Origin of the sequence: Paraburkholderia sp. DHOC27, from assembly GCF_003429005.1 — a bacterium.
Lineage (GTDB): Bacteria > Pseudomonadota > Gammaproteobacteria > Burkholderiales > Burkholderiaceae > Paraburkholderia.
The window spans coordinates 113-12,530 of the sequence record NZ_QVQV01000005.1 but is presented as its reverse complement, the minus strand read 5'-3'; the positions used below and the strand labels follow the sequence as shown (position 1 = coordinate 12,530).

General features: G+C 63.8%; 10 protein-coding genes and 1 pseudogene. 4 read left to right on the top strand and 7 right to left on the bottom strand.

The genetic code is table 11. The features are described from left to right. The 4 genes from D0B32_RS17900 to trxB all read right to left on the bottom strand — a co-directional run bounded on the left by D0B32_RS17900 (window position 1) and on the right by trxB (window position 3,650). Window positions 1–747, bottom strand: a complete 747-nt coding sequence (locus D0B32_RS17900) for a DUF3348 domain-containing protein (protein ID WP_117335442.1) — start codon at window positions 745–747, stop codon at window positions 1–3. A 190-nt stretch (window positions 748–937) separates the two neighbouring features. Then, complete coding sequence (locus tag D0B32_RS17895; protein WP_117335730.1) at window positions 938–1,558, bottom strand: trimeric intracellular cation channel family protein; 621 nt, start codon at window positions 1,556–1,558, stop codon at window positions 938–940. Window positions 1,559–1,571: 13 nt separating this feature from the next. Next, window positions 1,572–2,330, bottom strand: coding sequence for a Smr/MutS family protein (locus D0B32_RS17890; RefSeq protein ID WP_117335440.1), 759 nt, complete (start codon window positions 2,328–2,330; stop codon window positions 1,572–1,574). 321 nt (window positions 2,331–2,651) lie between these two features. Continuing rightward, complete coding sequence (gene trxB / locus D0B32_RS17885) at window positions 2,652–3,650, bottom strand: thioredoxin-disulfide reductase (protein ID WP_117335438.1); 999 nt, start codon at window positions 3,648–3,650, stop codon at window positions 2,652–2,654. A 444-nt stretch (window positions 3,651–4,094) separates the two neighbouring features. Here trxB and D0B32_RS17880 point away from each other — a divergent pair, with 444 nt between their 5' ends. Then, on the top strand, window positions 4,095–6,410 hold the full coding sequence (locus D0B32_RS17880; protein ID WP_117335436.1) for a DNA translocase FtsK: 2,316 nt from the start codon (window positions 4,095–4,097) through the stop codon (window positions 6,408–6,410). Window positions 6,411–6,620: 210 nt separating this feature from the next. Then, complete coding sequence (gene lolA / locus D0B32_RS17875) at window positions 6,621–7,337, top strand: outer membrane lipoprotein chaperone LolA (RefSeq protein ID WP_259295045.1); 717 nt, start codon at window positions 6,621–6,623, stop codon at window positions 7,335–7,337. Window positions 7,338–7,753: 416 nt separating this feature from the next. Here lolA and D0B32_RS17870 read toward each other — a convergent pair whose 3' ends face one another. The 3 genes from D0B32_RS17870 to cytX form a co-directional block, all read right to left on the bottom strand. Further along, on the bottom strand, window positions 7,754–8,278 hold the full coding sequence (locus tag D0B32_RS17870; protein ID WP_117335432.1) for an AlpA family transcriptional regulator: 525 nt from the start codon (window positions 8,276–8,278) through the stop codon (window positions 7,754–7,756). 9 nt (window positions 8,279–8,287) lie between these two features. Further along, window positions 8,288–8,575 carry a hypothetical protein gene (locus D0B32_RS17865; protein ID WP_117335430.1) on the bottom strand — a complete coding sequence of 96 codons (288 nt, stop codon included), beginning with the start codon at window positions 8,573–8,575 and terminating at the stop codon, window positions 8,288–8,290. Window positions 8,576–8,898: 323 nt separating this feature from the next. Further along, on the bottom strand, window positions 8,899–10,215 hold the full coding sequence (cytX, locus tag D0B32_RS17860; protein WP_117335428.1) for a putative hydroxymethylpyrimidine transporter CytX: 1,317 nt from the start codon (window positions 10,213–10,215) through the stop codon (window positions 8,899–8,901). A gap of 238 nt (window positions 10,216–10,453) precedes the next feature. On the opposite strand from cytX, the gene D0B32_RS17855 reads away from it, so the two are divergent. Together D0B32_RS17855 and D0B32_RS17850 are read left to right on the top strand one after the other, a co-directional pair. Continuing rightward, entirely contained in the window at window positions 10,454–11,767 is a 1,314-nt protein-coding gene (locus D0B32_RS17855) for a replication-associated recombination protein A (RefSeq protein ID WP_117335426.1), read from the top strand. Window positions 11,768–11,852: 85 nt separating this feature from the next. Continuing rightward, a pseudogene (locus D0B32_RS17850) lies at window positions 11,853–12,418 on the top strand (serine--tRNA ligase); the annotation flags it as partial.

The following is a 12,418-nucleotide window of genomic DNA, read 5'->3' as shown; positions in this document are numbered from 1 at the left end:
TTAGCTGGCGCGAAGGGCCGCGAGCAAGCCCTCGGCCGGTTGAAAACGAACATCCAGTTCGGCGAGCAGCACACTGCGTGCGTCGTGGCGAAACACGTCGAGCCATGCGCCGCCAGGTGTAGCCGTGACCGTCTCCCCCTGAGCTTCGGCGTTGGCCCGTGCCGCCTGATCGGCCCGGTGCAGACGCTCGAAGTGCCCACCCAGCAACTCGGGCACGGCGGCGAGCAAGGTACGCTCACGTGGACCCAACGCGCGCTCCATCGCGGCATCCACGACCGCGAGCCGCGCCGAGGCCGGTGTCCTCGCTGCAAGCAGGGTGCGCAGATGGCCGCGCAGATTACCGACGCCAGTCTCCATGCTCTGCTGCAAGGACAGATAGCGCTGGCGAAACACCGCATAGTCAGACGTCGTTTCCACCAACGCGGTTTCGCGTTGCGCCTGTGCGAACCGGCGTTGCCTGGCGGGTGCGAACGTGGGGTCGCTGGTGATCATGCTCGCCAATGACGAACGCACGCGCACGCACTCTTTGTCTTCTGCGCTACCCGAGGCCCGCACGCTGGCATTCACGGCCGGCGTCGAACCGGCGAGCGCGGCGGACAGCGCAATCGCATCGGTCCAGCCGAGCCACTGGCTGAGCCGGTCGGAGAGCGACTGGCTGGATTCGGGGACGTCGAGATCCGTCAGGCGAGCCAGCAGGCGGATGAGCGCCGGGCCGCTGAGCGCCGTGCGCTGGGGGACTTGCACCATACAACCAGAGTCGAAAAAGACAGCAGTTTACACGCTGTGACGAGTGAGGCCGCCGGTTTGCCTGTGACGGGCTTGCAACGGACGTCGGAGTTGCAGGGGGAAACTTTCTGAAGCGGGCATCAAGCCGGCATCAAGCGTGCATCAAGCAGGCGCCTGTTCTACGGCGGTTCGATGCACGCGCAACGTTCGCTCAGTGCGGAAGGCGTACGTCGAATTTGTACGTCAGCAACCTCGCAAGCAGGATGAAGGCGGTTGCAATCAGCACGCTGTAGATCGTGTCCACGTTGCAGTAATCCAGCAGCAGATACAGCCAGCATCCGACAAACGCGCAGGTCGCATAGGGCCGCGAATCGCGCAATATGAGCGGCACTTCGTTGCACAGCACGTCGCGGATCACGCCGCCAAATACACCGGCCAGCACGCCGATCATCACCGCCGTGAACCACGGCATCTGCGCGTCGAGCGCCATCGAGGTGCCGGAGATGCTGAACAGTCCCAGCCCGACTGCATCCGCCACCAGCAGCACGCGTTCGGAGAGCAGGCGCGAGGTCATCTTGAGCAGCATCGGCGCAAACAGCGCCATCACGAAGATGGCGATCACGTAGAACTGATGCTGAACCCAGTAAAACGGCCGGCGTTCGAGCAGCACGTCGCGCACGGTTCCGCCGCCAAAGGCGGTGGCCATCGCGACGAGGAAGGTGCCGACGGCATCGAGCCGGCGCGTACGCGCTTCGATAAAACCGGAAATGGCATAGGCGAAGATGGCCAGCGCTTCCATGATGGTGAGCGCGAGCGTGAGTCTCGGATGGATCAAAAGAGCACCGTCAGGTTTTCGGATGAGCGGGTTGCGCGCCGGGCTGCAACAGCACCAGCACGGCACCGGCGCCGCCGTCGTGCGAACGTGCCTGGCAAAACGCAATGACCTCGGATTTCTGCACGAGCCACGCGCGCACCTTGCCTTTGAGCACAGGTTCCTTGCCGATCGAGCCGAGCCCTTTGCCATGGATCACGCGCAGACAGCGCAGGCCGCGCTTGCTCGACTCGCGAATGAACTCCGCGAGCGCTTCACGCGCTTCTTCGCGGCGCATGCCGTGCAGGTCCAGTTGCGCCTGCACGATCCACGCGCCTCGCCGCAGCTTGCGCACCACCTCCTGGCTGATGCCGGGGCGGCAGTAGGACAGCGTCTCGTCGGTCTCGAGCAGTACCTCGGGATCGAACTCGTCGGAAATGGCTTCGTGCAGCACCGCTTCTTCATCGAGCCAGGTTTGGGTCGGCACTGGCGACGGTGGCGTGCGCGCCGGCGGGACGCGCGGCGGCACGACGAGCGGCGCGACCGCGCCGATCTCACGCCGGAATAGATCGGCGTCCGCTGACGCTTCGCGTTGCGCCTGCGCTGCTGCTACGCGCTCCCGCTCGCGGCGTTCGGTGTCGGTTTTCAACGCGGCCCGCAATGCGCCGAGACCGGCGAGTCCGGCGGTGCGATCAACCGCTACCGGAGCAGGAGCGGCCGGCGTGGGCGTCGGCTTCACGGCTGCCGCGCGTGGACGTTTAGGTTCGCTAGGATGGGGCAGATTCTTCGCCATAACGGGGATGCACGTCAGAGACAGGCGTTTGGACAGGCGTTCGAAATAGGGCTTGGCCCGCGTGACCAGTGTTCCGGTCGGGCGGGTCGGGGTTCTCAAACTTGCGCAGCTACGCAACGCCAAAAGCAAAAAGGGCCGTCAGCTTGTCAGCCTCGGCCCTTTCTACATGACGCTACGCGCGCTAAGCGCCAAGGTCGAGGCCCGTGCGCCATTTTACCGTCCCTGCTTCACAGACCCCGCATAAAACGCCGCTCGGGATCTGCCACGCAGCCGCGCGTGGACCCGGAAGTCCGGTGCGCCGTTTGCCGCGCGGTTCGCCGATTAACGCTCGGCTTCGGCGCTCATCACGTGCTCGCCCACCATTTCGTCAATGGTTTCGAGGTAGCGTTGTGCGTCCAGTGCAGCCATACAGCCGGTACCGGCGCTGGTGATGGCCTGGCGGTACACGTGATCCTGCACGTCGCCTGCTGCGAACACGCCCGGCACGCTCGTGCCCGTTGCGTTGCCCGACAGACCACCATTCGTGATGATGTAACCGTTCTTCATCTCCAGCTGACCTTCGAAGATGTCCGTATTCGGCTTGTGGCCGATCGCGACGAACAGGCCCTGCAACTCGAGATTCGACGTCTCGCCGGTCTTGGTGTTCTTGATGCGCAAGCCGGTGACGCCGGACTGGTCGCCCGTCACTTCGTCGAGCACGTGGTTCCACTTGATGTCGACCACGCCTTCCTTCTGCTTGGCCAGCAGACGGTCGATCAGGATCGGCTCGGCGCGGAACTTGTCGCGGCGATGGATCACCGTCACCTTCTTCGCGATGCCGGCGAGGTAGAGAGCTTCCTCCACCGCGGTGTTGCCGCCGCCGATCACGGCCACGTGCTGCTGCTTGTAGAAGAAGCCGTCGCAGGTGGCGCAGGCCGACACGCCCTTGCCCATGAACGCTTCTTCCGACGGCAGGCCGAGGTATTGCGCCGACGCACCGGTCGAGATGATCAGCGAATCGCAGGTGTACTCGCCCGAGTCGCCGATCAGACGAATCGGCTTTTCATTGAGCTTCGCCGTATGGATGTGGTCGAAGATGATCTCGGTGTTGAAACGTTCCGCGTGTTCGAGGAAACGCCCCATCAGTTCCGGGCCTTGCACGCCGTTCGGGTCCGCCGGCCAGTTTTCCACGTCCGTAGTGGTCATCAACTGGCCGCCCTGGGCGAGACCTGTGACCAGCACCGGGTTCAGATTGGCGCGGGCGGCGTAGACGGCGGCCGTGTAGCCTGCGGGGCCGGAACCGAGGATCAGGACTTTGGCGTGCTTGGTGGTGGCGGGCATGATGGAGATCCGTAAAAAGCGCCCGGCTCGCCTTGGCGAGGCCGCGCGACAACAACTTGACTTGAGCTGATACCGTACTTGGGCATGAGTCCGACATTATAAAGGGCGGGGAGACGGCCTGCTCCATGAAGCTTAATGATCGGCGCGATAGCCTGTTGTCGCGTTCTGCGCACAAAATTACGCCGGACGGGCGGCGGTTACTGTCATTTACAGCCTTGCGTACGACACTGCGTTTACAATAGCCCGGATCGAACGACCCGGCGGCCGCGAGGAGATATCAGCGCGGTTCGGGGGCGCCAAGGGTCACCGAGCGCCTCTGAGGGGCGCTGAGCAGGCCGGTCGTTCAGCCGCTGTTGGCGGCTGCTCACCAGGCTGATCGTTCAGGCCGCCAGTTTGGTGGCGCATTCATTGGGTGCTCGTTTAGCCGTACACGCAACAGGATCAATGGCAAAAGCTCCTTATTCCGCGAGCGCGCAGGCATTGCCGCACCGCATGTCGCGCCTTTTCACCGAAATCCGCTGGATCCTGCAGGTCGCGCTCGGCGTCTTCCTGCTGATGGCGCTCGTCAGCTACAGCCGGCACGATCCGAGCTGGACCCACGCCGCGCAGGTGGATCACATCGCCAACTGGGCCGGGCGCGTGGGCGCCTGGACTTCCGACATCATGCTGCTGCTGTTTGGCCTGTCCGCCTACTGGTGGGTCGTGCTGCTCGGCCGGCGCATCTCCGCCAACTACCGGCGCATCACGCTCGACGAGACCGTCGACGAAGACAAGCCGCGCGACGCGAGCTGGCTCGCGGAAGCGTTCGCCTTCATCCTCGTGCTGCTATCGAGCGACGGCATCGAAGCCCTGCGCATGTGGTCGCTGAAAGTCCAATTGCCGCGTGCGCCGGGTGGCGTGATCGGCGAAGGCGTGGCGCGCGGCGTGTCGCACGCGCTCGGCTTCACGGGCGGCACGCTGGCGCTGCTGATCGCGCTGGCCATCGGGCTGTCGCTGTATTTCCGTTTTTCGTGGCTCTCCGTGGCGGAACGGGTCGGTGAATCGATCATTTCGGCGGTCACGTTTGCGCGTCTGCGCCGTGAAGCCGGGCGCGACCGCAAGCTCGGCGAGGCCGCCGCCGTCAAGCGCGAAGGCAAGGTGGAGCAGGGCCGCGTGCGCATCGAAGAACACGAACCGGTGATGATCGTGCCGCCGGTGGTGACGCCGGCCAAGTCGGAACGGGTCGAGAAAGAGCGCCAGGTGCCGCTTTTCACCGATCTGCCGGGCGATTCCACGCTGCCGCCCATTTCGCTGCTCGATCCGGCGCCCGCCGCGCAGGAAACGATTTCTCCCGATACGCTCGAATTCACGTCCCGGCTGATCGAGAAAAAGCTCAAGGATTTCGGGGTCGAAGTCAGCGTGGTGGCGGCCTATCCGGGTCCGGTCGTGACGCGCTACGAGATCGAGCCGGCCACCGGCGTGAAGGGCAGCCAGATCGTCAATCTGGCGAAGGACCTGGCGCGCTCGCTGTCGCTGGTGTCTATCCGCGTGGTCGAGACGATTCCGGGCAAGAATTTCATGGCACTGGAGTTGCCAAACCAGCGCCGGCAGACCGTGAGTTTGTCGGAAATTCTCGGCTCGGCGGTCTACGCCGACGCCGCCTCGCCGCTGACGATGGGCCTCGGCAAGGACATCGGCGGCAAGCCGGTCTGCGCGGATCTGGCCAAGATGCCTCACCTGCTGGTGGCCGGTACTACCGGTTCGGGCAAATCGGTGGGGATCAACGCGATGATCCTCTCGCTGCTCTACAAGGCGAGCGCCGAGCAGGTCCGCATGATCCTGATCGATCCGAAGATGCTCGAAATGAGCGTCTACGAAGGCATTCCGCATTTGCTGTGTCCGGTCGTCACGGACATGCGCCAGGCCGGTCATGCGCTCAATTGGGCGGTCGCCGAAATGGAGCGCCGCTACAAGCTGATGAGCAAGGTCGGCGTGCGCAATCTGGCGGGATACAACAACAAGATCGACGAGGCCGCCAAGCGCGAAGAGAAGCTGCCGAATCCGTTCAGCCTCACGCCGGACGATCCGGAGCCGCTCACGCGCCTGCCCAACATCGTGGTCGTGATCGACGAACTGGCCGACCTGATGATGGTGGTCGGCAAGAAGGTCGAAGAGCTGATAGCGCGGATCGCGCAAAAGGCTCGCGCGGCCGGCATTCACCTCATTTTGGCCACGCAGCGTCCGTCCGTGGATGTGATCACCGGGCTGATCAAGGCCAACGTGCCCACGCGGATGGCCTTCCAGGTTTCGTCGAAAATCGACTCGCGTACGATTCTCGACCAGCAGGGCGCCGAATCGCTGCTCGGGATGGGCGACATGCTGTATCTGCCGCCCGGTAGTGGCTTGCCGGTGCGCGTGCATGGCGCGTTTGTCTCCGATGAGGAAGTGCACCGCGTCGTCGAAAAACTCAGGGAGCAGGGCGAGCCGAACTATATCGAGGGCATCCTCGAAGGCGGCGTGACGGGCGACGGCGACGAAGGTTCTGCGGGCGCCGAAGGAACCGGCGCGGGTGGCGGCGAGTCGGACCCACTGTACGACCAGGCTGTCGAAGTGGTGATCAAGAACCGCCGTGCCTCGATCTCGCTGGTGCAGCGCCATCTGCGGATCGGCTATAACCGCGCGGCCCGTCTGCTCGAGCAAATGGAGCAATCGGGGCTGGTCTCGGCGATGTCGTCGAACGGCAATCGCGAGATTCTCACGCCCGCGCGCGAAGCAGATTGATTGGCTGCGCGTGTGCTGCTCGTGGCGTGCTCGCGCGTTGCCCGTGCCGGGTGCGTGGCCGCATTCCCGGCTGTGCAAGCGGCGTGTTCGCCGCCGCTTGTCATCCGCCTGTTACGCGCCTGTGACCCGCTTGTCACCCGCTTGTCACTTGCTTGTGACGCTTAGCCCCTTACCCCATTCCAGGTCCGATTCAATCCACGGAGAATGAATATGCAGCAATACGCCGGGCATTCTGCCCATCCTGGCCGCCTCGGCCAACTGGTTCGCTCGCTGGCACGCGGACTCGGCAGCGTCGCCATTGGTGCGTCCTTGCTGGTCGCGCAACAGGCGTTCGCGAGCGGCACTGAGCAGTTGAAGGCGTTTGTCGCCCAGGTGCATTCGGCGCGTGGCGATTTCGTGCAGCAGGAAGTGCGCGCGCCTAGCAAGGCGCAAAGTGCAAGCGACGCCGCTCAGGTCATGCCGAAGAATGCCACTTCGAGCGGCACGTTCGTGTTCGCCCGACCGGGCAAGTTCATCTGGTCGTACGAGAAGCCATACCAACAGATCTTGCAGGCTGATGGCGACAAGCTGTATGTCTATGACAAAGACCTGAACCAGGTCACCGAGCGTGCACTTGGCGGTGCGCTGGGCGCGAGCCCTGCGGCCATCCTGTTCGGCAGCAATGATCTGGACAAGAACTTCACGCTGCACGATGCCGGTGTGAAAGGCGGCATCGACTGGCTCGAACTGATCCCCAAGGCCAAGGACACGCAATTTCAGCGCGTGGGCATTGGCTTCAAGGACGGCAATCTGCAAGCGATGGAACTGCACGACGTGTTCGGCAACGTGACCTTGCTGACCTTCTCGAACATCCAGAAAAATCCGTCCCTCCCGGCAGATGCGTTCAAGTTCACGGTGCCGAAGGGTGCAGATGTGATCAACGGCTGAGCGGCTTTCGACACGGCCTGGCGCGCCGCGTCGAGCTTGTATTGCGAGGTTTGAGCGGCACCCAAAAGAGCGGCACCCCACGCGTTGGATAGTTTTCCAACGGTTTGGGGTGCCGTTTCATTTGCGCTGTTGCTTTTGGCGAGAAACTTGTGACGTGAGTCTCGTGGCGTGAGTCTCACCAACCCCGCAGCGAAGCTTGCGTGGCGCGAACCCGGTGACGTGAATCTCGCAGCGAGAGCCGGGCTTGCGCTGCAATTGCCACCTAAGCCTGCTTTAGGCCAACGAATGGGTCGGCCATTTAATCAGGATAGCAAATTAAAAGTCTCGCGCTTCGACACATATTTAACCTCTACACATCGGCTAACGCCGAAGCAGAACCGCGCCATCACCCTGCATCCCGCGCTTCTAAGCGCCGCTCAAGCGACCAGATATTCGAGCTGCCGCTTAACCAGCGGTTCGATTTGACGCGCCTCCTTGGCGAGATTGATCTGCTTGGCCGAACGGGCAACTTCCAGCACGTTCGGCTCGATGTCATAGCCGCCGCGCGTGGTGAGCCACGTGAGAACATCCGACAGATGCCAGACCGACGGATTGCCTTCGTGAACTGGGATCGGAAAATCAGCGGCATGACTGAGCATCAGCTTGCGCATGTTCTGGCGTGACACGCCGGCCACGTCGGCGACGTCGGTCAGCCCCACGAAGTCGGGCGCAGCTTCGACGAGGCGTGCGGTAGGCACTGCTTGCTTCACGTTTTCGAGCGCGCTGAGCAGCGCCTGCAGTGCGCTGGTGCCTTCGCGGGCGAAGACTAGCGCGATGCGGCCCGGTTGGCCGACACCGATGGTTGCGTCGTCGCAGCCCGCTTCGGCGAGGCGTTCCACGATCTCGTCGAGATCGCAGTCGTCTGCGGCGAGCTGGTATTTGAGGGTGAAGTCGTATTCCATGCGTTACTCCTACTGGTCAATCTTGGCGTGCACCGTTTGCAGTGCGCGCTTTTGCCGATGAGTCGTGCAATTCTCAACTACCCGTTTGAGCAGCCGGGCGTGGTTGCCAGGATTTTTAGGCGTGCTCCAGACACTGGTGATGCAGAATTCTCCGCACCGACACTCGCTGTCGTTGTATGGGCAATACATCTTTCCCCACGCGTGCCCTTTGCCACCACTTTTGACGCGCCAGCCGCATGATTCGGCATAGGCCAGTGCATCTTCTACTTCCTTCTTTGAGTGAGTTCCACGAGTCATCAATGCCCTCATGTTAAGTGAGTTATGGTTGGTTGTCAATCGACAACTAACTGTGAAAACATGTTTCCGAGGTAGGTCAGTCGGTCATTTCGACGATTGGGATAAAACGAGATGATCTATCTTGAAAACGCTGGTGCTGCTTGATAACTACTTCAAGCATAAGGCCGGTTCGCAATAAAGCGTGCCTCGGCCAAAAGCACTAGGCCGAATCCACATCTCGTCGGGAAGGGGGCGATGGCGGGCTCGGCAGAGGTTCGAGAAAAGTGAGCCACGCCTCGGGGGTCATGCAAACGGCCCGCATTGCGCGGGCCGATCAAGCTGCGTCAGGCGTACGCGGCTTTGCGCGTCGTAACCAGCGCGAGATAACAGAGCGCGCCGATGGCGAGTGCCGGCAGCGTCGCGCCAAGGTTCGGCAACCATTCGTTGATGACCTGATACGCGACGATCCCGATCGCCCAGGCGATGAAAGCGCTGAGATGCCAGCCGCCCGAGAAACCGTAGCGGCCTTGCAGGTCGGCGAGCGCGGCGGCCTCGATACGGCGTTTGCGTACGATGAAGTGATCGACGAGCACCACGCCGAACAGCGGCGCGAACACGGAACCGATCAGCAGCAGGAAGTTCTGGTACTTCGCCATCGGCACGAGCAGTGCGATGGCGGTGCACAGCGCGCCGAACGCCGCCGACAGCAACGGTACGGTGGCGCGCGTCCAGAACGTGCCGGTCGAGACGGCGGCCGAGTGGATATCGGCGAAGGCGTTGTCCACCTCGTCGATCAGGATCAGCAGCAGCGCAAAGCCGCCACCTGCCTGGGCCAGCGCGCCGGTCAGCAGGGCGTCGCCGCCGCCTGCGGCGAGGCCGTAGATCGCGCCAAGCGCGTAGAACCAGATATTCGCGATGCCGTAGCCGAGCAGCGTGCCGCGGAACGACTCACCGGCACGGCGGCCAAAACGCGTGTAATCGGCAATCAGCGGCAGCCACGACAGCGGCATGGCCACCACGAGGTCAATCGCGCCGCCGAACGACATCTCACCCGTACCGGGGCGACGCATCAAGGCGGCCAGATCGTGCTTGGCCAGCAGGTTCCACGACAGCCACGCCGCGCCGGCCAGCAGCAGCCAGATGCCCCACGTGCGCAGGAAGCGCCGCACGAACGAGAGCGGGCCGCTGATGGCCAGCAGGGTGGCGAGCAGGCCGAAAATGATCGTCCAGACGAGCGGCATGGAGAGGCCGAAGGCCTGTTTGGCGAGCGCGTCGGCGGAGTCGCGCATCACGATGACTTCGAACGAGCCCCAGCCGACCAGTTGCACGGCATTCAGCACAGCCGGCACGGACGCGCCACGCACGCCGAGCGTCGGGCGCAGCGAGGACATGGCGGCGAGCCCGGTGTCCGTGCCGATCACACCCGCCAGCGCCAGCAGCACGACGCCGATCACACTGCCAATGCCGATCGCGGCGAGCGCGTGCGGCAGCGACAGCCCCGGCACCAGCAGCGCGCCCGCCTGCGCGACCAGCAGGCCGATGCCGAGCGAGAACCACAGGGCGAAGGCGTCACCGGTGCGGAACGCGCGCCGGGCGTCCGGCACCGGGGTGAGGGGGGCATAGGTGGAACCGGCGTCGCCGGCGAGTGGATCTTGTGCCATCTGGTTATCGTCCCTGTCTGTGTCGCTGATGTCGTGACTAATGTTGTCGCTGTTCGTTGCTCTGTCAGTCTGCCGCACGCTGGCGTGGCTGGGCGTGGAACGGCCCGGTCACTGTCATAATGCTGGACCGTGCCGCAGACTGCGCGCCGGCTGGCTGGCGTCCCCGGGCACGTGTCGTGCGCGCAGGCATCAACCCGCCGAGCTATGCCCGGAAAGCCGAGATTATCCACAAAACATCATGTTTGAAGAAACCCGTGCCAACGTCCCGCTTGCCGAACGCCTGCGGCCCCGCAATATTGACGAGGTGATCGGCCAGAAGCATCTGCTTGGGCCGAACAAGCCTTTGCGGGTCGCGTTCGAGTCGGGCGAAGCCCATTCGATGATCCTCTGGGGGCCGCCCGGTGTCGGCAAGACGACGCTTGCGCGGCTCATGGCCAATGCGTTTCACGCGGAATTCATCGCGCTTTCGGCCGTGCTTTCTGGTGTCAAGGATATCCGCGAAGCGGTCGAGACGGCGCAGGTGCACCGCGCGCACGGTCATCAGACGCTGGTGTTCGTCGACGAAGTGCATCGCTTCAACAAGAGTCAGCAGGACGCATTCCTGCCGCACGTCGAATCCGGTCTGTTCGTGTTCGTGGGCGCGACGACCGAGAACCCCTCGTTCGAGGTGAATAGCGCATTGCTGTCGCGGGCGGCGGTTTACGTGCTGAAAAGTCTCGATGTCGATGAGCAACGCGAGCTGCTGGAGCGCGCCCAGCAGGAACTGGGCGGCCTCACGTTTACGGACGAAGCGCGTGACGCGCTGATCGGCTCGGCCGACGGCGATGGCCGCAAGCTGCTCAACAATCTGGAGATCGTTGCGCGAGCGGCGGCCCAGCAGAAGACCACCGAGATCGACGGTACGCTGCTTGGCAGTGCGCTCGCCGAGAATCTGCGCCGCTTCGACAAGGGCGGTGACGCGTTCTATGATCAGATCAGCGCGCTGCATAAATCGGTGCGCGGCAGCAATCCGGACGGCGCGCTGTACTGGTTCTGCCGCATGCTCGACGGCGGCGCCGACGCGCGCTATCTGGCCCGTCGCATCGTCCGCATGGCGTGGGAGGACATTGGTCTTGCCGATCCACGTGCGGCCCGCATCGCGCTCGACGCCGCCGAAACCTACGAGCGGCTCGGCACGCCCGAGGGGGAGCTGGCCTTGGCGCAGGCCATCATCTATCTGGCGGTGGCGCCCAAGTCGAATGCGGGCTACATGGCGTACAACGAAGCCCGGCGCTTCGTGAGCAAGGATCAGTCGCGCGGCGTGCCCGTGCATCTGCGCAACGCGCCCACCAAGCTGATGAAGGAACTGGGCTACGGTCACGAATACCGTTATGCGCACGACGAGCCCGATGCCTACGCGGCTGGCGAAACCTATCTGCCGGACGGCATGCGCGAGCCGCATTGGTACGAGCCCACGCCGCGTGGGCTCGAAGGCAAGATCAGCGAGAAACTGGCGCGTCTGGCCGAACTCGACGCGCAATGGCGCAGCGAGAACAAGCCGAAGAAGAGCTGAGCCACCGCCAATCATTCGATGCACCGGCCGCCCACGCCGGTGCGCTAAAATCCCTGATTCATACAACGATTCCCTGCCCCATCCCATGCTCGACATCCAGCTGCTGCGCAAAGACCTCGACGGCGTCGCCAAGCGACTCGCCGACCGCGGCTATACCCTCGACGTGGCGGCCTTCACCGCGCTCGAAGCCGAACGCCGCGCCGTTCAGACCCGTACCGAAGAACTCCAGGCGCGCCGCAACAGCCTGTCGAAGCAGATCGGCGCAATGAAGGGCCGGGGCGAGGACACGTCCGCGGTGATGGCCGAGGTGGGCGGCATTGGCGACGAGATGAAGGCGTCCGCCGTGCAGCTCGAAGACATCCAGAAGCGCCTGTCCGACCTGATGCTCGGCATGCCGAACCTGCCGCACGAAAGCGTGCCGGTGGGCAAGGACGAGGCCGGCAACGTCGAAACGCGCCGCTGGGGCACGCCGCGTCAGGTCGATTTCGAAGTGAAGGATCACGTGGATGTGGGCACGCCGCTCGGCCTCGACTTCGAGACCGGCGCGAAGCTGTCCGGCGCACGCTTCACGATGCTGCGCGGACAGATTGCGCGGCTGCACCGTGCGCTCGCGCAGTTCATGATCGACACGCACACGCAGCAGCACGGCTA